Here is a 24635-nt window from a genome sequence, read left to right on the forward strand (position 1 = left end):
CGCAATCACAAAGCCTGATGCGCTGCGCTTATCAGGCCTACGATTTGCACGCTGCCGTAGGCCGGATAAGGCGCCAGCGCGCAGGTTTGTCTGCAAAACGGTTTTACACAATAGCCGCAATCACAAAGCCTGATGCGCTGCGCTTATCAGGCCTACGATTTGCACGCTGCCGTAGGCCGGATAAGGCGCCAGCGCGCAGGTTTGTCTGCAAAACGGTTTTAGACAATAGCCGCAATCACAAAGCCTGATGCGCTGCGCTTATCAGGCCTGCAATTTGCACGCTGCCGTAGGCCGGATAAGGCGCCAGCACACAGATTTGTCTGCAAAACGGTTTTACACAATAGCCGCAATCACAAAGCCTGATGCGCTGCGCTTATCAGGCCTACGATTTGCACGCTGCTGTAGGCCGGATAAGGCGCCAGCGCGCAGATTTGTCTGCAGAACGGTTTACACAATAACCGCAATCCACTATGCCTGATGCGCTTATCAGGCAGACAATTTGCACTCTGTTGTAGGCCGGATAAGGCGCCAGCGCCGCATCCGGCTAAAACATCAGAATTTCCAGGACACACTGCCGACAATGCTGCGCTCGGCGCCGAAGTAGCAGTATGAGAGCGAGTTACAGGCTGCAACGTAGCGCTTGTCGGTCAGGTTGTTAACGTTCAACTGCGCGCTCAACCCTTTAATGCCGATATTCGTTAAGTCGTAACCAATCACCATATCCACCAGCGTGTAGGACGGCAGGGTGTGAGTATTCAGGCGATCGCTGGTAATACCGTTAACGTAGCGCACGCCTGAACCCAACGTCAGACCGTCCAGCGGACCGCTTTTCACATCGTAGCTCAGCCAGGTACTGGCCTGGTTACGCGGGGCGTACACTGCTCGCTTGCCCTGCTCTTCCGGGCTGCTTTTCTTATAGCGAATGTCGGTATAGGTATACGCCGCCTGCAAACGGAAGCTATCCGTCAGTTGGCTAATTGCCTCCAGCTCCACCCCTTCAGATTCAATTTCCCCAATCGAGCGGTACGGATCGGTCGGCTCTTCTTTGGTGGCGATATTCGTCTGATTGATACGGAACACCGACGCGCTGAACTGGCTGTTGAGTCCTTCCGGCTCATATTTCAGCCCGGCTTCCCACTGCTTGCCTTTCATCGGATCCAGCAGATTGCCGTTCTCATCGGCAAAACTGGTTGGCGTAAAGGCAGTGGAATAACTCACGTACGGCGCAAAGCCGTTATCGAATAAATAGAGCAGCGCGGCACGGGTACTGAAGTTGTTTTTATCCAGATCGCTGCGAGTATCCTTGATTTTATCAATGTTAGAAACGCTGACCTGATCGTAGCGACCACCGAGCGTAATACGCCAGCGATCCCATGACATCTGATCCTGCAAATAGTAACCCGTCTGGCGCAGCTTGTGTTTCTCACGCGCATACATGTCGATGTAATCAGGCTTCGCGCCGTACACTGGATTAAAAGCGTCAATCGGCGGGAAAGCGCCGTAGTAACCGGTAGTATTGTTACTGCGATCCTGATAGTCGATCCCCACCAGCAGACGGTGGTTTACCTGCCAGGTATCAAAGCTGCCGTCGAGCTGGTTATCCAGCGTAATCGCCGACATTTTTTCATCGGAGCCGGAGTAACCGCGATTAAGCTCGGTTTCATTCAGCCAGCCCGCCGCATACACCTGATTCAGCTCAACGTCGGTATGCAGATAGCGCAGCTTTTGCCGCACCGACCAACCGCTATCAAACATATGCTCAATGTTGTAGCCCACCATGTTTTCACGGCGATCGTATTTGTCGTAATCATCCTCGCCTTCGTAAAAGGTGTTGGAGATCTTTTGCCCGTAATGCGGAACCACGGTGCCGTCATACGGCAGACCGGAGTGGCTACCGCCTTCCGGGTCGCGGTGCAGATAGGCCATCAGATCCAGACGCGTCTGGTCGGTGATACGCCAGGTCAGGCTGGGCATCAGCGCGTAACGCTCTTCCTTCAATGGACCAAACTGCGAGTCCGCGTAACGCGTCATCCCGCTCAGTCGCGCCGCCACGCGATCGTTATCATCCAGTGCCCCAGTGACGTCAAACGCCGCGCCGCGCTGGTTATTGTTGCCGGCAAACAGCTTCACCTCACCGCCCGCATCAAACGACGGCTTACGTGAGGTCAGCGCCACAATGCCACCCGGGGAGGAACGGCCATACAGTACGGAAGCCGGGCCACGTACGACTTCGATATCTTCGAGGAACCACGGATCGACCACCAGCGAGCTGTGTGAGTTGGTGTCACCCATCATCTTCAGACCATCGAGATAGACGTTATCCAGGCTACCGTCAGAAAAGCCACGCAGCACGATGTAGTCAAAGCGGTTGGAGGCGCCAATCTGATTGCTGTACACCCCCGGCGTATAGCTGACGGCCTGGCGCACGCTGGTTGCGCCCTGCTCTTCAAACTGTTCACGGGTAACGATCGATACCGACTGCGGCGTTTCAATATCCGGCGTGGCAAGCTTCGTGGCCCCGCTCTGCATCTGCGAGGTGACAACCACCGTATCGTTTTTTGTTGTTTCCTGCGCCAGCAGAGGAAAAGCCACGCTGCCGGTAACCCATCCCACCAGCAGCGCCAAGCGAGTCTTCGCGAACATGAATATCTCCAAAGGCATGTCTAATTGTAAGTGAGAATTATTACCTTTTTGCTGACGGAGATAGCTATGCCGGATGCCAGGTTGCCTATGCGCAGTGCCAAATTGTCAGGAAATCACGTGCGTAAAACGCAAATATGGATTAGCAAAGTTTGAGCAAATCACCGGGTGAAAAGCCGTAACGGCGGCGAAAAGCGGTAGAAAAGTTGGTGGCGTGCTGATAACCCGACATCCAGGCCGCCTGCTGTACGCTATATCCTTCCAGTAGATAGCCGCGTGCACGTTCCAGACGGCAATCGCGCAGGTAGTCGAATACCGAACAGCCATAGGCTGCGCGAAACTTACTGCGCAGGCTGCTGGGACTCATCGCTGCGCGTTGGGCCAGTTCATTAAGGGTGTAGTCATTTTCGGGACTTTGCTCCAGCAGTCGGCGAACGACCTCCAGCCGCTGCTGCTCACCGCTCGCCGCAAGACGTTTACCGCTCTCGACCTGACACACGCTGAGGCCATGACCAAACAGTTGTAATATCAGCCCTTCCAACATCAGCTGACGAGAAACATGGCTAATCGTACTCTGCTGCGCGTACTGTAGTCCGCTGAGTAAAAACCCCGGCACCTGCCAGATAAGCGTCGGCGTCTGGCATCTTTCCCACTCACGCATCAACGATTCGAGCAACCCCGTGCGACACGCGCCGTCGGGATACAAACCGAGCGATAATGTCCGCAGTTTACAATCAGCATGATGACGGGCACGCATCGTCTGGTGCTCACTCAGGCGTGAGCTAAACGCCATGCCGGAGCGCACCACGTGCTCCTGTCCGTTAAGTGTCAGGATCACGCAGCCTTCCAGTACCACCAGCATATACAAAGGGCTGTCGTGACGAGAGGTGGTTTCGTAGGGTTGCAATACCTGTACGTCGGAGTGCGTCACGCACATCCCACATGGGAGAGTCATCTCCTCAATTTCACCTTGCAGAACAGGGCTGCCAGACGGTAAATCCGGCCTTTGTGCCAACTGGGGAAAGCGGTAATCGATCCCGTAGCGCTCACCAAAATCCATAAACTCGCTGACGGAGAAAGTGCGAGCGACGCGTCCGGAGGCATTCAGGGCGGTGGTATTGTTCATGCTGTCTTCTGCACAGGAAATGGGATTAACGGTTTATAACTGAAGCAACATTACCATTACCTGCGCAATACGACAATAATAATGAGAACCATTATCAATATGATAATTAGCAGAATAAACAGCTTAATCCAGCCAGTTTAGATCTGCCGAGGAGACACACGGCGCAGCCTCTTTTAACCAGCGATACAGCAGCTCAATATTTCTGAGCCGTGTTGAAGCCTTTGGCCAGACAAAGTAATACCCCTCGCCAGTCGCCACCGCATCTTTAAACGGTAACGCCAACATCCCTGCCTGAATGGCCGCCAGGCTTAACAGCAGGTCGGCAACGGACACGCCATGACCGCTCATCGCGGCAAGACTGCCCTGCTCCAGGGTGTCGAACACTTTGCCTCGCGCAAGATTCAACGCCGGAAACTTCCCGGTGCGTTGCAGCCACCGACGCCAGTCACGGCGATCCGCTGAGGGATGAATCAGTTCACAGGCAGAAAGATCGCGCTGCGCCTGCACCAGCAGTGCGGGTGAGCACACCGGGATAAGCCACTCCTGAAACAGCAACCGGCTGTCGGTATCGTCACCAAAATGGCCATTCCCTAACAGGATCGCACAGTCATACGGTTCACGACCGAAGGATACCGAATCGGTATCCATCCAGACGCTGGAAATTTCGACAACCGGGGTCGGATGCGCTTCACGGAAATGACGCAGCACGTCCAGAAGCCAGCGCATCGTCAACGTAGACGGCGCTTTCAGCCGTAGCTCATGACTGCTGCTGCGAAAGGCATGACACGCGTGTTCCAGACTCTGAAACCCAGCCGTCAACTGCTGCGCCAGCCCTTGGCCAGAAGGCGTTATCTCGATACGCGGGCCGCTGCGGACAAATAGCTCGCAACCAAACCATGCCTCCAGCGTGCGAATATGACGGCTTACCGCGCCCGGCGTCACGTTAAGTTGAATAGCGGCTTTACTGAACGATCCCAGACGGGCTGCGGCTTCAAAAGCCCTCAGGGCATACAACGGAGGTAGCGTCATTCTCAGCTTCTATGTTGAGTTTTACTCACAGTAGAGCGCAGTTTTATTCGTTTTTCAATGCGCCACGCAGGCGGAATACTGATGGAAAATATCATCAGGATAATCAGGTATGAATTTCACTTTACTGGCTGCCTATAGCCTCAGCGTAGTAACCCTGCTGTTAACTCCGGGTCCGGTCGTGGCGCTGATTACCACCACCGCGTCGCAGCACGGCTATCGCCGGGCCTTTATCACGCTGATTGGCACTAACGGCGCTTCTTTAGTATTGATTGCTCTGGCTGCACTGATGCTAGCTGGCGTGGTTTCAATATCTGCGATATGGCTTGGCGTACTGGGTCTTGTGGGATCGTTGTATATCGGTGTGATGGCGATTAACGGCCTGCGGGCCAGGGACTCAAACCCCGGACTATGTGCGCCAAAACGCGATAACAGCGGGCTTATCCATGGATTTCTGACAGGGGTCGCTAACCCAAAGGACATTTTGTTTTTCGTAGCGTTTTTTCCCCAGTTCATTGCCATTACGCAAGATTTCACCACCAGCATTGTGACGCTAACGCTGGTATGGGTTATTTTTGATGTTACGGTGCTGTCTTTTTACATCATGGTTTTCAAACGCTGGATGCCAGAGCGGTTTGCCAGACGCAGCGTTTTTATCTCCTCCCTGTTTCTGCTCGCGGTGGCGGTGTTTGGCATTATTTATAATGTACACGCGCTACAAATGCTCTCACCCGCGATGTGATCCCCAACGAATTGTTCAGCCATACATCTCATCTTGCACCGGGAGGAATAAAATAAGAACAAATCGACATTAACATTATTAATGGATTTATAAACCAGGATTCAGAAAATATAGACGATAACATTTTCCTGGCGTTCAACTGGCACCCTTACCCATGACAACGCATCAACGGCGACAGGTGCCATTTCATTTTCTAAGCGAAGTAAAGGAGTGTTGCCATCTGGTACAACCGTGCTTTCACCGATCTCAAGAACGCCCCGAAAAGAAATGGACACATTGTCTGGCGTATCCGACAACCTTATCCATTCAGTTGTAATCACTAACTTTCGAGTAAACATTCGCTGTCCTTTGCGCGTGGTATAAATCCGATAATTTCACAGGTAGATCAATACACTCTTTGAACAAACAGAAATTTGTCCCCCATATCAGTTAAGCATTACTTAACTGAAAGAAAATTGAAGTAATAAAACTCATTCGAAATATGTTTCACAAATTCAACCGGCAGGTTATGTTTGATGAACGTTAACTTTGCAAACTCAATATCGCCGTACACTCGAATACAGAAAGGTTTGACTATCTCGCCCTGCACGCCAAAGCACTCCTGAAGCCGGGTGTCATCCATAAAAATAAAGTCACCTTTTCTGACCTTAATACTTTCATGAAGGCCTTGCCACTTCTCCGGAGTGAGCAGAAAGCTCTCCCATCCATTATTTCTCAACACTTCAATCGTGTGAGTAAATTTAAAATAGTCGTTTTGCATTGTCACATCACCACTCGATGTGGCGTACAAATATTCTATTTTAAATTTAAGTTGTGCATTGAGGCTTTTTTTCTTCCCCTCATCAATTAACCACTGAAGCTCACTGACAATGCTCTTCGAAAATATTTTTCTTTTTTTTGCAATAGCCAGCCAATGCATAATGAATAGATGCTCTGACATTTTAGAGTAGATTTTATGATCCTTTATTGCAATACCAATTGCGACTAACGCACTCCAGGTAAAGGCTTCCAGATCATCCTGATAATGATGTCGTAACGTACTAACTCTTCCAGAATCCCTTACCACTTAAACCTGCCCAAATAAATCATCATTGTTATTCCACGTCATTCTTGTATTACTCTATTAAAAAATTACTACAACTAAAATCGCCAAAATATGATCCAGATTAACTTATCTCTATGTAATAAACGTGCAAATATAATACATCATACTTATTAATCATTAATCCGGGGTGGCTCAACAATGACTAATAAGAATAATGCGATAAAGATAAAGGTTAATAATAATCACCAGTAATCAATATCACATTTTGTGATGAGACCTGTAAACAGAAAAAGCAAACTACCGGGCATTCAGCAACCCGGAAGTTTGCTTATTACAGACGAAGTTAATAGAAAATACCGATGATCAGGGTATGCGTTACAAAGCCCACAATCAACGGTACGGCGGTACGTTTAACCACATCAAATGGCGTTATTTTCGCCCCACTGGAAACGGCAATCACCACGCCGGAAACCGGTGAAATTGCCCGCCCCATATGTGATGCCTGTTGCATCGGCAGGATCATGGCAACAGCGTTAGCGCCCATACTTGCCGCGATTTGCGGGATCAGCTCAACGAAAGCAAGGAATGGCGCATTACCCGATCCCATAATAATTGCTGCCGCCAGCGTCACCAGCGCAAACACCACCGCCATAGCAAATGGAGGTAATCCCACGTGCTCCGCCATCAGGATTAATTGATCAATGGCACCAATGACTTTAATTCCGTGAGCAAAAACACCTGCCGCAACCAGTAGCCCAACCACCCCGGTAAAGGCGGTGCCCATGCCTTTAAGGAAATGGCTGAATCCTTCGCATACTGACTTTAAATCACGCACCCGCAACCACTCAATCAACATGCAGACAGCCATTGAAATGAGCACAATGGTGATAATATTCAGGTTAATACCACTGACGAACATTTCCGATGATCCCACCGCCATCAGTATCGGAAGCATCGGGAGCAGCGCATAAAAAGCCGGGGCTTTTCCTGAATCAGTCACCTCAGCGCTACCGATTTCCCGTGGAAGCGTCCCCGCTTTACGGTCGCAATGCCGCTGCCAGAAGAAATGGCAGACGCCCACGACCAGCACGGTTGCCAGCGCTGCGGGTCCCTGGTGGTAAACAACGTATTCCACCACATCCATATTGACCGCTTTAGATCCCCTGATAGCATCGATGGCCGTCGGGGTATACGCCACACCAAGCGAGGTGGCAATAACCCCAGCAGCCGAGGCCGCAGAAAGCCCTAACCCCAGCATAATGGGGAACATCGTCCCCATCAGCAACACGGCAAGCCCGGTAGCGGATGGGATGGCCAACTGCAGGAGGCTGGCGAGCAGATAGGAGAAAAATAGAAGCACATAGGGCGAACGCAGCGCGCGCAAAGGTTTCGTCACGACCCGCACAACCGCTTCATTTGCCCCGATATGATCCATGTAATGCGCAAATCCCATGAGCGCCATAATCATCAGGCCGAGATCGGCAGCACGCGTACTAAAGAGATCGCGCATCACCTCGAAAGGATCGAGAAATGAAATCCCCGTACTGGCAACGCCCTTCGGTAATACAGAACCCCATCCGGTTAACGCCGTACAAATCATCAACACCAGGCCCGCAATGAACAGCACCGGTTCAGCGCGATAACCTTTCAGTATCAGACGCGCGACCACCACGATAACCAGTAGGGCAATTAACACCTGAATCATGACTGAGCTCTCCTCTGCGCGAACTCAGCAAAGGTTTCCTCAATGACCGCTACCACCACATCGCTGGCGGCTCGCAGTGAACGCACCGGTAGATATTCATAAATTGAATGAAAGTTATGAGCACCGGTAAAAATATTCGGGCAAGGCAGTCCTTTCTGCGATAGCACTGCGCCATCATACCCACCACGCATGGCGACAGGTTGCGGGGTAATGCCACACTTCTGATACGCGCGAAACGCAATATCAATCGGGTAGTGTGCATCGCCCTGCAAGCTATTGAACACATTGGCATAGCGATCGGTTAAATGACAGACCACGCTGTTTTCTCCCCACAGCGCGCAGGTGCTGACGGCAAGCTGGCGGATATATGCCATACGCGCCTTATACCCTTCTTCGGTAAAATCCCGGATATCCAGCTTAAGTACCGTACGGGCGCTGTTACCCTGAAGCTGTTTTACCCAGTAATACCCTTCGCGCCCTTCCGTATACTCAGGCGCCTCTCCACCGGGCAGCATCGCAATAAACTTATGCGCCATCAGCAGAGAGTTCTTCAGCTTACCTTTGGCCGACATAGGGTGCGCGGACTGGCCGGTAAAGATGATTTCCGCATCACCCGCGTTCCAGTTCTCATAGACAAACTCTCCAATGCCGCAGCAGTCCAGGGTATAGCCAAAATCAGCGCCAAACGCCGCAACATCAAACGCTTTTGCTCCCCGTAATCCCTGCTCTTCATCAGGAACAAAACCGACCTTCACCGGCCCATGCTTAATCTCCGGATGCGCTACAAGGTACTCCAGGGCATTCATAATCGCGGCGATGGCGGCTTTATCATCAGCCCCTAGCAGACTGGTACCATCCGTCACCAGCAGGTCATCACCGATATAATTTTTCAGTTCCGGGAATTCACTTTCACGCAGATAAATATTCAGCTCCTGGTTCAGACACAAATCCCCACCGCTGTAGTGAAGACGTTGCGCATTTGTGTCCGCGGTCTGTTCTGCGCTGGTATCCAGATGACCAAAAAAGGAAACGACAGGGATGGTGTCATCGGTATTTCCAGGTAAGGTCGCGGTCACAATAGCAGTATCCCTGACCTCAATGTTTTCCATTCCTAATGCTTCAAGTTCTACTGCAAGTAGTTTTGCCAGTTCCATTTGACCAGGTGAAGAAGGCATTATCCCATTAGCACCATTTTCCCTTGAGGTCGTGGTATTGATTTTCGTGTAGTTAATAAAGCGTTCAACAATATCCATTCCAAGAGATCCTTTAATGTATCATTTACGAGGTACTGCAAGAGAAGACCTGCATACAGCGTGGGTTGAATAATCTGAGAACAAAATAAAATCAGCGCTCATCCCAGAACGCTGATTTTATGAGTGTTACGACAACGATTTATATAAAGGAAGATAAAAAAGGCCAGTAATTATACCAGTGATTAAAAACTCCTTTTGATTGATAAAATCATATTCCCTGTCTGTTTTTACTACATTTTCCATGGTGTTAAGCTAACAGAAGTCATAAACTGAATTCGTATGTCTAAGGGATAATAAAAATCATTTAGATTCTTGCCCCCGATACCGACACAAGACATACCATCGCTATATTTTTTTAATGAACAAATGCTGTAACAGCAACATGCAACCGTTTGCACCTCTCTACAAATAGCCACTTAACGCACTAAAATCCGTGAACAAAATCACAATTACTTCAAAAGCGAAAATTAACATAACGCTTAAAAACAGATAGTTATAAGAAAAACTATATAATACCCCTATAAATAAAGATGAAATCACACTATTCACCATGAAATAGATTCATAGCGATACTATTTCAACATTACCGTATGGTTCACAGAACAAAACCTGTCGTCATCACTAATGCAAAACAACAAGAACAATAATATTAAATTATCTATATATGACGATTATCAAAATTATACACAGGCAAAAAAAACCTCTCCCCTGAGAAGAGATTCAGGGCAGAGGTAATACGGGTGTTAAGGACATTTTTATAGTTTTGATGATAACAGAAGAGCTTCTTGCTGGATTGAGTATACACACTTCACGACGTTAAGAAAATTCCTAAAAAGAATTAAAAGAAAACACCATTAAAAATCCTTTTTATAATAAAGACATGTTTATCAAATAAAACAAAATTAGGATAGGGAAAAATTAAATATCACTAATCTATAGTATGACGCAAGTGGGGCTAACAACGCATCATTACGGCCAATACCGCTACTGACGATGTCTGAATATTCAATAAATTTAATATATCCATACACTGCTCAGCTAACGAGAGTTAAAAAATTATAAAATAAGCTAAACGCAATTTTTCGTCATAGATCACATTTTCCCGACAGAACGATTCCCCTACTCGCCCAGGCTGGTATGATTCAGCAGGTAAATACCTATCAACTCAACCCGAGGCTTTGATGCTGGAGAATGTAATCATCAGATAATCAGCTTACCGACCTTTTCAGGCCGGACTGGTTATCAATGCGCCGAAATCGAATGCGGACACCGCTGTGTGTTTGCACGTTTTGCACATGATGATTAAACAGGTTTTCCAGTATGAATTTATCCCGTCAGGAACAACGTACCTTACACGTTCTCGCCAAAGGTGGCCGTATTGCTCACGTCCGAGATGCATCTGGTCGCGTCATTTCCGTCGAATGCTATAGCCGCGAAGGGTTACTGCTCTGCGACTGCACGCTCGACGTATTCAAAAAACTCAGAACGAAAAAGCTGATCAAATCCGTTAATGGTCAGCCCTACCGCATCAATACCACCGGCCTGAACAACGTTCGCGCCCAACTGGATAATCGCTAAGGAGAGAGAGATGGATATCCCGAAGATTTTTACGATCAGCGAAAGCGCACATCGCATTCATAATCCGTTCACCGCGCAAAAATATGCGACGTTAGGTCAGGTTTTACGGATGCCCCCAGGAACCCGCATCCTGGATCTCGGCAGCGGCTCGGGCGAGATGTTGTGCACCTGGGCACGCGATCATGGAATTTCCGGCGTTGGTATCGATATGAGCCAGTTATTCAGTGAGCAAGCCACCCTGCGGGCAAGTGAATTGGGCGTCACTGAGCACGTGCGTTTTATTCATGCCGATGCAACAGGTTATATCGCCGAAGAAAAATTCGATATTGCCGCCTGCGTTGGTGCAACCTGGATTGCCGGCGGCGTTGCCGGAACGATCAAACAGCTGGAACAAAGTCTCAAACCAGGCGGGATCCTGCTCATCGGCGAACCGTACTGGCGTCAGATGCCCGCAACGGAGGAGATCGCTATGGCTTGCGGCGCGACTTCAGTAGCCGATTTTCTTTCTCTACCAGAACTTGTTTCGTCTTTCGACCTGCTCGGTTATGACGTGGTTGAAATGGTACTGGCTGACCAGGAAGGTTGGGACAGATACGAGGCGGCAAAATGGTTGACGATGCGCCGGTGGCTGGAGGCAAATCCGGACGATGAGTTTGCCGCCGAAGTCAGAGAGCAACTGAGAAGTTCACCAGCCCGCCACGTTGCATTTACCCGGGAATATATCGGGTGGGGCGTGTTCGCACTCATGCAGAGGTAATAAATGCAGTCGGTATAGCCTGGCAGGTTATACCGACTTTTTCATCGCATCATCGCTTACTTCATTAATACTTCAACAAATTTAGCTAACCATTGCGGATGCGCGGGCCATGCTGGTGCCGTCACCAGATTGCCATCAACGTGGGCCTGATCAATGCCAATATCGGCATAATGTCCACCGCTCAGACGAACCTCGGGCGCACAGGCCGGATAAGCGCTACAGGTCCGGTTTTCTAACACCCCCGCCGCCGCTAACAGTTGGGGCCCATGACAAACTGCGGCGATAGGCTTACCGGCAGTGTTGAAATCTTGCACCAGCTTAATGACATCTGGATTCAGTCGAAGATATTCCGGAGCACGCCCGCCGGGGATCAACAGTGCGTCGTAATCGGCGGCCCGCGCCTCGGCAAAATTCGCATTTAACGTAAAACGATGCCCCGGCTTTTCACTGTATGTCTGCGCCCCATCAAAATCGTGAATGGCGGTTTGAACGTAGTCACCCTGACTTTTATCCGGACAGACGGCATCCACACGATGCCCAAGCATTTGCAAAGCCTGAAAAGGCACCATCGTTTCATAATCTTCGACATAATCTCCGACCAGCATCAGTATCTTCTTCATTCACATCCCCCACTCACGGTTATTAATGATGAGAAATAACGGCCATCTTTACTATAGTCCACACGGTTCATGGCATTAATAAATACAACAGAACAATCGGCCAGATCACAATCCACGGCAAGGCCCGTCAGACGAGGGCCTCAGAGCCAACGGCGTGCCATATGTTCATGCTGATAAATATAAATTATATATAAATATATAGTTGAGAAATTTTAATAGTCGCCAGTTTCACTCATTATATAAAACTAAGAGATTGCAACGCATATCTCCTGTGCTATATTTCGCGTGAAATTTACCCGCGATTGCTTTATTTATTATTTAATATTTAAAATACGCAGAATATTTATTATCTATTATTATTTCATTCACCTGATATCAGGTAAAAATACGCAAAGGTTAATCCTATGATGACAAGACGTTCATTCGTCAGACAAGGCCTGGTGACTTCAACGAGTATGCTACTCGCCGGTATGACGGGCTTCAGCTTTAGCCAATTTGCCCGCGCGACAGAGAACCGCCGCTGGCAAATGCCTGATGAAGGCGCACCGCATGCGGCAACCTGGATGGCGTTTGGTGCCAGTGCGGAGATCTGGGAGCCTCATCTGCTACCGGTGGTGCAGGAAAACCTGGCGTTAGTTGCCAAAACCATCGCCGCATTTGAACCCGTGAATATGTTAGTACGCGAAGAAGACAGCGAGCTCGCCGCGCGTCTGTGCGGGCCGTCAGTCAATCTTCTGGTTCACCCAATAGACGATCTGTGGATCCGCGACACCGGGCCGGTGTTTGCGAAAAGCGCCAGCGGCGCGCTCGGCGGAGTGGGATTTAATTTCAACGGCTGGGGCAATAAGCAAGAGCACGAACGAGATGCCGATGTGGCTGAATTTGTTACTGATTACATTCATGCCGAGTTTCTTCGCTCGGTGCTGACTCTGGAAGGTGGCGGTATTGAGGTAGATGGTGAAGGCACGGCGATTATTACCGAGAGCTGCGTGCTTAACTCCAACCGTAATCCTGGCGTCAACAAAGCCGAATGCGAAGAAGAACTTAAGCGACTGCTAGGTCTGGAGAAAATCATCTGGTTGCCGGGTATTGCCGGCAAGGATATTACCGACGGCCATACAGATTTTTACGCCCGATTCACGCATCCGGGTACGGTGGTGGCGGGTCTTGAGCAGGATCCGTCATCCTTTGATTACGCGATCACCCGACGTCATCTGGACATATTACGGGCCGCCACGGATGCCAAAGGCCGACGGTTGGAGGTAGTCACGCTGGAAGGACCTTCTACCATCCGCCAGACTTATGCGAGCGATGATTTCGCCGCGGGGTATATCAATTTTTATCTGTGTAATGATGCCGTCATTGCACCGCAATTTGGCGATAAGCGCACCGATCGTAGTACCCATACTATTTTGCAGGATCTGTTTGCCGATCGTGAAATTATTCAGTTGAATATCGACGGTATCGCTGCCGGTGGCGGCGGTATTCACTGCGCGACACAGCAGCAGCCTCGTTAATGATTAACAATTGAGTGTGTTGTGGGAAGGTGGGGAAACTCACTTTCCTGGCAATAAAAGAATGATTCCCTTAGAAAGATGCCTCCGTAGGTTAAATTTTAATAAACAAAGCACCTAATTAACATTTATGAAATAAATACCATTAAAAGATAACACTTTAATAGCTTTCATCGATCTTTCATGGTATTTATGATCTGCTAAACCTATCGATAAAATCTATCAAAAGATTTATATTGATCGTTATTATCGATCGTATATTCTGTCTTAAATAATGACTTCTGACGCAACTTTTATTATCAGTACAGCCACAAAGATTGTTCTCCCCTGTGTTGTGAAACACAGTGAAATTATCGAGGGTCACATTTAAAAAATCCATATAACATATTTTAGAATAGTTTTCAATTAGCGAAAACATCCAAAAATACACATTTCAAACCTCTAGTCTAACCTGTTTTAAGTAGATGACTTAAATCGAGAACGGTGATAACTCACTGAGAATTGCGAATGATGATATTGCTAAGAAAAACGGAAAGTATAAATTTCATTAATACATTTAGAGACTATTTTTGTGTCGGCATCGCGTTTTTTGCATTACAGCTGGTCGCAGGTCATCTCAGTAAGCAAGAGGATGTTGCGGGTATAACACTGCATTTTTACGATCTCACTTTACCTCTCATTTCTGCACTGCTGGTTTTATACCGGCAAAAGGCGCTGCCAATTTTGGCTGCCTTTTTCTTGTATGCGCTTTACTCTTACTCTTTATCTTCGGTATTCACACTAACGGCTCAGCTACTGGCTGCTCTCATTAGCCAGACACTCTACTTTTTCTCGACAGGCAAACGAGGCGCGGTTAGCTTTGGTCGTAGCCAGCTTACAACCCTGCGTATTGTCTGGCTCGTGTGTTGCAACGCCTTACTATTCATCTCAATTGATCACTGGTTCCAATCGAACACAGCCTCTGCACCGATCGCAAACCTTTTTACACTACAAACATTAATTAACTTACAGTGGCTGATGAACTCTTGCCTGACTGGCATCCCTTTTTGTTATCTGTTGCTTAGAAGCGTTCAAAATCCTGCATGGTGCATTCTATACATTAGACAAGTAAAGGCGCTGATAAAATCCGGCCCTCCTATTCTGTATCAAGTATTATGGCTGGTGTTGTTACTCTGCATTATGTCCGCTTTGATCGTCATCAGAGAGGATATTCTTATATTTACAGACTATTCATTACTGTGGTTACTTCCAGTAATGCTATGGGGAGTGATCTGTATTGGCCATGCTTTTATATCTCCTGTATGGGTAACAATGCTTATCCTGTTGGGATATTATATAAACAGTTATATTCCACCTGCTAACTATAATAATTATTTACATAGTCTCGTGATTTCCTCCACGATAGTGTTTGTCTTTTCTATTACGATTGTTGTTACCGGTGTACTTGTGGTTCATAACCGAAAATATCTCCGCCGCCTCAAACAACTTTTTAGATCAGAGCCTAACACCGGACTGCCTAACTTTCAGGCCCTGCAAATGGACATCCGTAAACACGCAACAGAGTGCTTGTGTTACATCCGTTGTACAGAGTTGAATACGCTGGAGCAAACTCACGGAATAGAATTCCGTTTTGAATTTGTAAAAGCGCTAAGTGCATATGTACGTAAATTGATTAAGGGTACAGGTGACATTTATTACGCACCAGGTCATGGAATAATTCTTCGCCTTAATGCTGTCCCTGATATTCCTGATCTCTACAAGGACCTAAACTCTTTTCGTTTTATCTGGAAGGACTACCAATTAGGGCTATCTTGTGGTGTGGCATATACCACCGAGAAAAACCTGATTAAAAATTTATCTCAAGCAATTAAGCATCTTAATACCCAAAGCTACATCTCGTTAATGCAGGGGCAACCGTTGTTACTCAGCCCGCAAGTGCCAGGTGATAAAATTGTCAGCCAGGCTGTCATTCGTCATATGTTGCAAAAGGCAATTGACAGAAAGTCGTTTGAGCTTATGGCTCAACCCATCGTATCAACGATGCTGGTTGTTCAGCCGATCGTTTCAACCACGGGACTGACACGTTATCACGAGATACTTATTCGGATAAAAATGGTTGATGGTAAGTTAATCTTTCCAGACACCATTCTACCGGTTGCTCGCGAGGCAGGATTACTTCCTGCGCTGGATATCACTGTTATAGAGCAAACATTTCGTTTTATACAGTCACGGCAGAAATCTGACCCTAACAGTCACTTCTCCATTAATCTGACGCCTGACTCGCTTAATAAAATTGATTTTCTTGATAATGTTTTTACATTGTTTAGAAAATACTCAATAGCACCTGAACGTATAATATTTGAAGTCATTGAATCAGATATTATTGACAACGCTAATGTCACTGATGTTCTGAGAGCACTACGTAAAGCCGGCTCTAAAATTGCTATTGATGATTTTGGCACAGGAGCATCAAGCTATTCACGACTACGAACGTTAGACGCAGATATTCTGAAAATTGATGGTTCCTTCATCCGTAACATACTGACCGATGAATTTAGTCGATGCGCCGTCAGATCCTTCTGCGAAGTAGCAAAACTCAAAAACATGGAAGTAGTCGCTGAGTTTGTTGAAAATGAGGAAATTGAAAAGATGCTAATTACGATGGGTATTGGTTGGTTACAGGGATACCATATAGGGAAACCCGTTCCTATTGAGTTGGCTGAATTATAATTCAGTAATTATAATAATAATTATATTCCTACATTGATTTACTTACCGGCTCCCGTGCCGGTTTTTTTATTCCCTAAAACAAGTGGGACTTTAATTAAAGCAGGTATGCCGCGACCGTTTGCCGCGACATACCGTGTTTCATTTTTAACTCAACTCAGCCGAATGCTACGGCCTATTCAGCTTCCATCACTCCCAGGCGCGCTCAGATTTCGCGGCGTCAAACTGCGGCGGCGGTTTGCGAAAACGTCCGGTCAGCCAGGCAAGATACACCAGCCCAACGCCGGCCCATACCAGACCCAGCGTCAGCGATGTCACCTCAAGATTCACCCACAGTACGGCAACCGTGGCGGCACCGACCATTGGCAATACCAGATAGTGCAGCTTCTCCTGCCAGGTATGCTTGCGTCCTTCACGACGCCAGAAGTGGTTAAACACGGAGAGATTAACGAACGTAAAGGCCACCAGCGCACCAAAGTTAATCAACGCCGTGGCAGTCACCAGGTCAAAAAACAGGGCCGACAGCGCCACAATCCCGACCATGATGACGTTCAACGCGGGAGTACGCCATTTGGGATGGACATAACCAAAGTACTTCTCCGGGAAGACGTTATCGCGGCCCATCACGTACAGCAGACGCGAAACGCTGGCATGCGACGCCAGACCAGAAGCCAGCGTATTCACAAAGGTGGTACACAGGAAAATAGACTGGAACAGCTTGCCGCCGACATACAGCGCAATCTCCGGTAGCGCCGCATCCGGGTCTTTGAATCGGCTAATGTCCGGGAAGAACAGTTGCATAAAGAACGAGGCAGCAATGAAGATCAGCCCACCGTACAGCGCGGTAAGAAAAATAGCTTTCGGGATGGTGCGTGCAGCATCCGGCGTCTCTTCAGATAGGGTCGTCACCGCGTCAAAGCCGAGAAACGAGAAGCAGACAATGGTCGCCCCGGTGATAATCGGGATCAAATGCGCATTCTGGCTGATAAACGGTTGCAGCGACCAGACGGTCCCAACCCCTTCCCCTTTGTGCAGCCCCTGCACCACGAGGAAAATGAACACCACGATGATCGCCACCTGCACCAGTACAAACAGCGCATTGAAGTTCGCTACCAGATTAACGCTTTTCAGATTGGCCGCGGTGAGGATCGCGACGAACATCACCACCCAAATCCATGGCGCAACCCCCGGGAACAGCGCGGAAAGGTAAATTTTCGCCAATAGTACGTTAATCATCGGCAGGAAAAGGTAGTCAAGCAGTGACGACCAGCCGACCATAAACCCGACATGCGGGTTGATCGCTTTTTGCGCATAGGTATAGGCCGAACCGGCCTGTGGAAACTGGCGCACCAGCTTTCCATAACTGATGGCGGTAAACAGTACTCCCGCCAGGGCCAGCAGGTAGGAGGCCGGAACATGGCCATTGCTGATACCCGAAACAATGCCAAAGGTGTCAAACACCGTCATCGGCGTGAGATAGGCAAGCCCCATCACCACCACCTGCCACAGCTTGAGGGATTTACGCAGCTGTGCTTTGCCCGGCTGGGCAGAATGATCCGCAGAAGAGTTAGTCGACATAGTTTTCCTCCCCGCTACGAGTCCAGATCTGCGTTCGAAACGTGGGTACAGCAGACCTGGGTCGTGTCGGGGAGGAATGGCATAAAAAAGGCGTCAATGAGGTACGGCACAGATGCGGTCCGTATTTACTGCGGGAGCCATGAATACTCACGCGGGGCGGGTTTTTAAACATTGGCATCATCACATTTCCTCGTCACAAACTCTGTCGGTTATCTGAAGACCCGTTGTCGCCCGCGCTCCATTACGCGACATCCGGGAAATGGCAGGTATTCCTGCAATTTTTACGGGCTGGCTCCGCTCAGCCCGCATGATGCGACTTCTTTTTCAATGACCTGTACAACGGTCAGGCGTTTTTCAGCATCCACTCAATTTCAGTGTCGGTAATCAGACGTTCAAACTGGATAAGCTCATCGTTTTTACAGGCGTGATACACATGGCTAAACCGCTCACCCAATAGTTCACGCAGACTGTCATTTTGCATAAACTCCCACAGTGCATCGCTCTGGCGAATCGGGAACGGCAGCCCTTCCTGCTCCAGACCGTTACCCTCAACTTCTTCTTGTAACGGCAGTTCGTTATCCAGACCGTGAAGGATCCCCGCCAGAATGGTCGACATCACCAGATACGGGTTGGCATCAGCCCCCGCTACGCGATATTCAACCCGATGGTTATCACGGTCGCCGCAGGGAATCCGCAGCGCTACCGTACGATTGTTGTGCCCCCAGGACGCCTGGGTCGGAACATACATCCCCGGCTGGAAGCGGCGATAGGAGTTCACATTCGGCGCCAGAAGCGCCATTGACGCGGGCATCAGATCAATCATTCCAGCGAGCGCACGCTTTAATAACGCGGAGTCATCGCCATTCGCATCAGCCAGCACGTTCTCACCTTTGTTATTCATGACGCTGATGTGGATATGCATCCCGCTACCGGCATGCTCCTCATAAGGCTTTGCCATAAACGTGGCATGCATCTTATGTTTCTCTGCCACCAGCCGTACCAGACGTTTCAACGCCAGCGCGTCATCGCAGGCGTCGAGCACGTTGTCGGTATGGTAGAGGTTGATTTCAAACTGCCCTGGGGAGGCTTCAGCCACCGCGCCGTCAGCCGGGATCAGCTGTAAACGGGCCAGTTCATCGATATCGTTCAGCACATCTGCAAAGTGGTTCAGGTTATCAACCGAATAAACCTGACTTTGGGTATTACGATCGTCCGTTCCCGGCGCGCATGGCGGCTGCAGATAACCTTCGGGATCGCGCTTACGATCGAGTAAATAGAACTCCAGCTCTACCGCTACGACGGGGAACAGACCGCGCTGGCGAAGTTTCTGCCAGAGTCGGTTTAGTACGTTCCGCGGCTCAACGTCAAAGGGAGCGCCATCTTCATCCAGCATCGTCAGCATCATCTGCGCAATAAATTCCGGATCGGCAGCCGAAGGGGTTAACGTACCTGCCACGGGTACACAGGTCCGATCGGGTTCGCCAAGCTCCTGGCCTAATCCCGCCTCTTCGACCACATTGCCCAGAATATCCATCGCGAAAACGGATGCCGGGAAATAGCAGCCTTTCTCTAACTTATGCAATCCCGCAACGGGAAGGCGCTTACCGCGAAAACAGCCATTAAGGTCGGTTAACAACACATCCACATACTGCGTATTAGGATAGCGTTCCAGATACTGCTTAACTTCGCGCGCAAACGCGCTACTTCGTCTCTCTTCAGAATGCTGAACAAAATTCTCAACTTCTACGATATTGGTTTCCATGATTCACCGCCGTTGGCCTGGTAAGCTGTTCTGTGATTTGACTGTTAAATATAATGTCCACCCTTCGACTCTGGATGCAAACAAATTGTTTGTCAAATGTTAAATTAAGTTTGCTAGAAGGTTATTCCGCTGCTAGATTGAGAAAATAATGAACGGAATGGCACAACAAGGAACCGTTTGGCAATAATTTATTCCAAAACGTGAGGTCGATCATGGGCAATATATTTGACAAGCCAGTTATTGGTGTAGTGATGTGTAGGAACAGGCTTAAGGGTCACCAGACCCAGACTCTGCAAGAAAAGTACCTGAATGCGGTATTAAATGCCGGTGGATTACCGATAGCGCTTCCCCATACGCTTGCGGAACCCGAATTGTTGAACGCGCTGTTACCGAAACTGGACGGTATCTTCCTGCCAGGAAGCCCAAGCAATGTGCAGCCGCACCTCTATGGTGAAAATGGCGATGAGTCTGACGCCGATCCCGGGCGTGATCTTCTGAGCATGGCGCTAATTACCGCCGGGCTCGAAAGGCGCATTCCCATTTTCGCCATCTGCCGGGGCTTGCAGGAATTAGTTGTCGCCACTGGCGGGACTCTGTATCGTCGCCTGTGCGATCATCCACAGTTCCTGGAACATCGTGAAGATGCGGAACTCCCGGTGGAGCAGCAATATGCACCATCTCATGAAGTCCAGGTTCAACAGGGAGGATTGCTATCTCAGTTAATACCAGGTTGCAGCACGTTTTGGGTTAACTCCTTGCATGGTCAGGGCGCAAAAACCCTTGGCCCGCAACTGCGCGTGGAAGCACGCTCGCAGGATGGATTAGTGGAAGCTGCCAGCGTCCATGACCATCCTTTCGCGCTCGGCGTGCAGTGGCACCCGGAATGGAACAGTAGCGAATACGCCCTGTCGCGTTTGTTACTTGAAGGTTTTATCACCGCTTGTCAGAACCACCTCGCTGAAAAACAGCGACTCTGACCACTACAGTTAAGGAAATGCAATTATGAGCGATGACGGCCTGGCGCCGGGTAAACGTTTGTCAGAGATCCGCCAGCAATTGGGTCTTTCGCAGCGTCGTGCCGCCGAACTGTCTGGGTTAACGCATAGCGCCATCAGCACCATAGAGCAGGATAAAGTCAGTCCTGCCATCAGTACGCTGCAAAAGCTATTGAAAGTATATGGGCTGTCGCTCTCCGAGTTCTTCGCGGAACCGGAAAAGCCTGACGAACCGCAGGTGGTTATCAATCAGGATGATTTGATTGAGATCGGGAGTCAGGGAGTATCCATGAAGCTGGTACACAACGGAAATCCGAATCGTACGCTGGCAATGATGTTTGAAACCTATCAGCCAGGCACGACAACCGGGGAGAGAATTAAACACCAGGGTGAAGAGATTGGCACAATACTGGAAGGTGAAGTGATACTGACCATCAACGGTCAAACGTATCCTCTTGTTGCAGGACAAAGCTATGCCATTAACACCGGCATACCACACAGTTTCAGCAACACCTCGGCAGGGATCTGCCGCATCATCAGTGCCCACACTCCCACCACTTTCTAATAAGTAGCGGCCTGAGTTTCTCAGGCCTTCTTAAATAACGCGCATTAACAGGGTACATCCCTGGGGCATCGTGCAGCCTGATTTTGCCTGAAAAAGATCAGCAACGAACTTTATCTTATTGATATAAAAGGAGTAGCTATGAACTTTCAGAATCTTAAATATTGGCGTGAGAAAGCCAGCCATTATTCACCAGAGACCCGTTTATTTATTAACGGCGAATATTGTGCCGCCGCTGATAACGAAACCTTTATTACGCTGGATCCGGCAGGACAACGTCCTCTGGCTAAAGTCGCCCGCGGTAAAAAAGCGGATGTGGACCGCGCGGTCACCGCAGCCCGTACCGTCTTTGAACGCGGAGACTGGTCGCAAGCATCACCCGCAGAGCGCAAAGCGGTACTGCACAAACTCGCCGATTTAATGGAGCAGCATCACGAGGAGCTGGCGCTACTGGAAACGCTCGATACCGGTAAACCGATTCGCCATAGCCTGCGTGATGATATTCCCGGCGCGGCACGCGCCATCCGCTGGTATGCCGAAGCTATAGATAAAGTCTATGGCGAAGTTGCCACCACCTCGGTGAACGATCTGGCACTGATTGTGCGCGAACCGGTAGGCGTGATTGCCGCCATTGTACCGTGGAATTTTCCTCTGCTGCTGGCCTGCTGGAAACTCGGCCCGGCACTGGCTGCGGGTAACAGCGTGATCCTCAAGCCTTCCGAAAAATCACCGCTGACCGCCATTCGTCTGGCTGCGCTGGCTAAAAAAGCAGGTTTGCCAGATGGCGTTCTCAGCGTTGTTAGCGGGTATGGTCACGAAGCGGGTCAGGCATTGTCACAGCACCCGGATGTTGATGTGATCACCTTTACCGGCTCGACCCGTACCGGCAAGCAACTGCTCAAAGATGCTGGCGACAGCAACATGAAACGCGTCTGGCTGGAAGCCGGAGGTAAAAGCGCCAACATCGTGTTTGCCGACTGTCCGGATCTGCCGAAAGCCGCCGCTAATGCAGCGGCAGGTATCTTCTATAACCAGGGCCAGGTTTGTATCGCCGGTACGCGTCTGCTGCTGGAAGAGAGCATTGCCGACGAGTTCATCGCCCTGCTGAAAGAGCAGGCGAAAAACTGGCAGCCCGGCAACCCGCTGGATCCGGAAACCACGATGGGCACGCTTATCGACAATGCGCATGCCGACACCGTGCACGGTTTTATTCGCGACGGTGAAGCGCAAGGCACGCTGGCGCTGGATGGCCGCAGCCACGTACATCCGGCCGCTATCGGTCCGACGATTTTTGTCGATACCGCACCGCAGGCCCACGTCAGCCGCGATGAAATCTTCGGCCCGGTACTGGTCATCACCCGTTTTAGCAGTGAAGCCGAAGCCCTGGCGCTGGCCAACGACAGTGACTACGGCCTCGGCGCCGCGGTCTGGACCCGCGATTTGTCGCGTGCCCATCGTATGAGCCGTCGCCTGAAAGCCGGCTCAGTCTTCGTGAATAACTACAACGACGGTGATATGACCGTGCCGTTCGGCGGTTATAAGCAAAGCGGTAACGGACGCGATAAATCCCTGCATGCGCTGGAAAAATTTAGCGAACTGAAAACCATCTGGATCTCCCTGGAGTCTTAATCATGTCTGAACATACCAGCAGTTATTACGCCGCAAGCGCCAATCAGTACGAACCGTTTCCGACCCTTAGCGAATCGGTTAGCTGTGATGTTTGCGTCGTGGGCGGTGGTTATACCGGACTCTCCTCCGCCCTGCATTTAGCGGAAATGGGTTACGACGTGGTGCTACTGGAATCCGCGCGTATTGGTTTCGGGGCCAGCGGACGTAACGGCGGTCAGTTGGTGAACTCCTACAGTCGCGATATCGACGTCATCGAACGTACCTATGGCCCGGACGCCGCTAAAATGCTCGGTGGAATGATGTTTGAAGGCGGCAATATCATCCGCGAACGCATCAAGCGTTATCAGATCGAATGCGACTATCGTCCCGGCGGGCTGTTTGTAGCGCTGAACCACAAACAGATGGAAACGCTGGAAGAGCAGAAGTCGAACTGGGAACGCTACGGCAACACGCAGCTTGAACTGTTAGACAGCAGTGAAATTCGTCGCGAAGTCAGCAGCGATCGTTATGTCGGCGCGCTGCTCGACCACAGCGGTGGTCATATTCACCCGCTGAACCTGGCGATTGGCGAAGCTAACGCCATTCGTCTGAACGGCGGACGCGTCTACGAACAGTCGCCAGTCACCCGTATTCAGCACACCAGCCCGGCGGTGGTCAGCACTGAAAAAGGCCAGGTGACGGCCCGCTTTGTGATCGTCGCGGGCAACGCCTATCTCGGTGACAAACTGGAACCTGCGCTGGCAAAAAGCAGCATGCCGTGCGGCACGCAGGTGTTAACCACCGAACCGCTGTCGGCGGAGATGGCGCGCTCGCTGATCCCGAAAAACTACTGTGTGGAAGATTGTAACTACCTGCTCGATTACTACCGTCTGACCGGGGATAACCGCCTGCTGTACGGCGGTGGTGTGGTCTACGGCGCTCGCGATCCGGACGATATTGAGCGTCTGGTAATGCCGAAACTGCTGAAGACCTTCCCGCAATTGCAGGGGGTAAAAATTGATTACCGCTGGACCGGTAATTTCCTGTTAACGCTGTCTCGTATGCCGCAGTTCGGCCGTCTTGATACCAACATTTACTATATGCAGGGCTACAGCGGCCACGGCGTGACCTGTACTCACCTGGCAGGACGCCTGATTTCCGAACTGCTGCGCGGGGATGCCGAGCGCTTTGACGCGTTCGCCAACCTGCCGCACTACCCGTTCCCGGGAGGCCGCAGCCTGCGCATTCCGTTTACCGCCATGGGGGCGGCATATTACAGCTTACGCGATCGCCTTGGGGTTTAAGTTCTTCCGCGATAAACCCGACGCACAGGGCGATCCCCCCTGTGCGTTTTTTTATTCCTGGAAAGCGAAAAACAGATAACAGGTACGAAAATA

General features: G+C 49.9%; 19 protein-coding genes. 9 read left to right on the forward strand and 10 right to left on the reverse strand.

The window, feature by feature from the left end; all coding sequences use genetic code 11:
* Nucleotides 1–552 precede the first annotated feature (552 nt).
* The 3 genes from foxA to OGX83_RS13655 form a co-directional block, all read right to left on the reverse strand.
* Nucleotides 553–2661 (reverse strand): ferrioxamine B receptor FoxA, encoded by a 2109-nt coding sequence (gene foxA, locus OGX83_RS13645; RefSeq protein ID WP_100247269.1) that lies wholly within the window; start codon nucleotides 2659–2661, stop codon nucleotides 553–555.
* A 121-nt stretch (nucleotides 2662–2782) separates the two neighbouring features.
* Nucleotides 2783–3766: a helix-turn-helix transcriptional regulator gene (locus OGX83_RS13650; RefSeq protein WP_071444609.1), complete on the reverse strand. Its 984-nt coding sequence runs from the start codon at nucleotides 3764–3766 to the stop codon at nucleotides 2783–2785.
* A 123-nt stretch (nucleotides 3767–3889) separates the two neighbouring features.
* The gene (locus OGX83_RS13655) at nucleotides 3890–4795 is read right to left on the reverse strand and encodes a LysR substrate-binding domain-containing protein (protein ID WP_286588267.1); all 906 of its coding nucleotides are present in this window, start codon (nucleotides 4793–4795) and stop codon (nucleotides 3890–3892) included.
* 109 nt (nucleotides 4796–4904) lie between these two features.
* Here OGX83_RS13655 and OGX83_RS13660 point away from each other — a divergent pair, with 109 nt between their 5' ends.
* Nucleotides 4905–5534: a LysE family translocator gene (locus OGX83_RS13660; RefSeq protein WP_048236017.1), complete on the forward strand. Its 630-nt coding sequence runs from the start codon at nucleotides 4905–4907 to the stop codon at nucleotides 5532–5534.
* A gap of 101 nt (nucleotides 5535–5635) precedes the next feature.
* Here the strand turns inward: OGX83_RS13660 and OGX83_RS13665 are convergent, their stop codons facing one another.
* The 4 genes from OGX83_RS13665 to pepT form a co-directional block, all read right to left on the reverse strand.
* The gene (locus OGX83_RS13665; protein ID WP_020996594.1) at nucleotides 5636–5872 is read right to left on the reverse strand and encodes a hypothetical protein; all 237 of its coding nucleotides are present in this window, start codon (nucleotides 5870–5872) and stop codon (nucleotides 5636–5638) included.
* Between the two features lie 98 nt (nucleotides 5873–5970).
* Nucleotides 5971–6600 carry a DUF2913 family protein gene (locus OGX83_RS13670; protein WP_048226383.1) on the reverse strand — a complete coding sequence of 210 codons (630 nt, stop codon included), beginning with the start codon at nucleotides 6598–6600 and terminating at the stop codon, nucleotides 5971–5973.
* A gap of 322 nt (nucleotides 6601–6922) precedes the next feature.
* Nucleotides 6923–8284 carry a C4-dicarboxylate transporter DcuC gene (gene dcuC / locus OGX83_RS13675; protein ID WP_003830889.1) on the reverse strand — a complete coding sequence of 454 codons (1362 nt, stop codon included), beginning with the start codon at nucleotides 8282–8284 and terminating at the stop codon, nucleotides 6923–6925.
* Entirely contained in the window at nucleotides 8281–9537 is a 1257-nt protein-coding gene (gene pepT / locus OGX83_RS13680) for a peptidase T (protein ID WP_118262433.1), read from the reverse strand. Before pepT ends, dcuC begins: the two co-directional genes overlap by 4 nt.
* A 1320-nt stretch (nucleotides 9538–10857) precedes the next feature.
* Here pepT and OGX83_RS13685 point away from each other — a divergent pair.
* Both OGX83_RS13685 and OGX83_RS13690 read left to right on the forward strand, forming a co-directional pair.
* Nucleotides 10858–11115, forward strand: coding sequence for a YjhX family toxin (locus OGX83_RS13685; protein ID WP_008783846.1), 258 nt, complete (start codon nucleotides 10858–10860; stop codon nucleotides 11113–11115).
* Between the two features lie 10 nt (nucleotides 11116–11125).
* Nucleotides 11126–11872: an SAM-dependent methyltransferase gene (locus OGX83_RS13690; protein ID WP_286588271.1), complete on the forward strand. Its 747-nt coding sequence runs from the start codon at nucleotides 11126–11128 to the stop codon at nucleotides 11870–11872.
* Between the two features lie 56 nt (nucleotides 11873–11928).
* On the opposite strand, the gene OGX83_RS13695 is transcribed toward OGX83_RS13690, so the two are convergent.
* Nucleotides 11929–12492 carry a DJ-1/PfpI family protein gene (locus OGX83_RS13695; RefSeq protein WP_003830885.1) on the reverse strand — a complete coding sequence of 188 codons (564 nt, stop codon included), beginning with the start codon at nucleotides 12490–12492 and terminating at the stop codon, nucleotides 11929–11931.
* Between the two features lie 404 nt (nucleotides 12493–12896).
* On the opposite strand from OGX83_RS13695, the gene OGX83_RS13700 reads away from it, so the two are divergent.
* A complete protein-coding gene (locus OGX83_RS13700; RefSeq protein WP_286588273.1) occupies nucleotides 12897–14009 on the forward strand; it encodes an agmatine deiminase family protein in 1113 nt (370 codons plus the stop codon).
* Between the two features lie 504 nt (nucleotides 14010–14513).
* The gene (locus tag OGX83_RS13705; RefSeq protein WP_235125129.1) at nucleotides 14514–16736 is read left to right on the forward strand and encodes an EAL domain-containing protein; all 2223 of its coding nucleotides are present in this window, start codon (nucleotides 14514–14516) and stop codon (nucleotides 16734–16736) included.
* Between the two features lie 186 nt (nucleotides 16737–16922).
* Here OGX83_RS13705 and OGX83_RS13710 read toward each other — a convergent pair whose 3' ends face one another.
* A complete protein-coding gene (locus tag OGX83_RS13710; protein ID WP_048236023.1) occupies nucleotides 16923–18311 on the reverse strand; it encodes an APC family permease in 1389 nt (462 codons plus the stop codon).
* Nucleotides 18312–18654: 343 nt separating this feature from the next.
* Nucleotides 18655–20073 carry a glutamine synthetase family protein gene (locus OGX83_RS13715; RefSeq protein WP_003830879.1) on the reverse strand — a complete coding sequence of 473 codons (1419 nt, stop codon included), beginning with the start codon at nucleotides 20071–20073 and terminating at the stop codon, nucleotides 18655–18657.
* Nucleotides 20074–20285: 212 nt separating this feature from the next.
* Here OGX83_RS13715 and puuD point away from each other — a divergent pair, with 212 nt between their 5' ends.
* From puuD to OGX83_RS13735, 4 genes are all read left to right on the forward strand, one after another.
* Nucleotides 20286–21050 carry a gamma-glutamyl-gamma-aminobutyrate hydrolase gene (gene puuD, locus OGX83_RS13720; protein ID WP_208744651.1) on the forward strand — a complete coding sequence of 255 codons (765 nt, stop codon included), beginning with the start codon at nucleotides 20286–20288 and terminating at the stop codon, nucleotides 21048–21050.
* 25 nt (nucleotides 21051–21075) lie between these two features.
* On the forward strand, nucleotides 21076–21633 hold the full coding sequence (puuR, locus tag OGX83_RS13725) for an HTH-type transcriptional regulator PuuR (protein WP_003830877.1): 558 nt from the start codon (nucleotides 21076–21078) through the stop codon (nucleotides 21631–21633).
* Nucleotides 21634–21771: 138 nt separating this feature from the next.
* Nucleotides 21772–23259, forward strand: a complete 1488-nt coding sequence (gene puuC, locus OGX83_RS13730) for an aldehyde dehydrogenase PuuC (protein ID WP_103285713.1) — start codon at nucleotides 21772–21774, stop codon at nucleotides 23257–23259.
* 2 nt (nucleotides 23260–23261) lie between these two features.
* Complete coding sequence (locus OGX83_RS13735) at nucleotides 23262–24542, forward strand: NAD(P)/FAD-dependent oxidoreductase (protein WP_286588278.1); 1281 nt, start codon at nucleotides 23262–23264, stop codon at nucleotides 24540–24542.
* The last annotated feature ends 93 nt before the right edge of the window (nucleotides 24543–24635 follow it).

This window comes from Citrobacter sp. Cpo074, assembly GCF_030332745.1.
Taxonomy (GTDB): domain Bacteria; phylum Pseudomonadota; class Gammaproteobacteria; order Enterobacterales; family Enterobacteriaceae; genus Citrobacter; species Citrobacter portucalensis.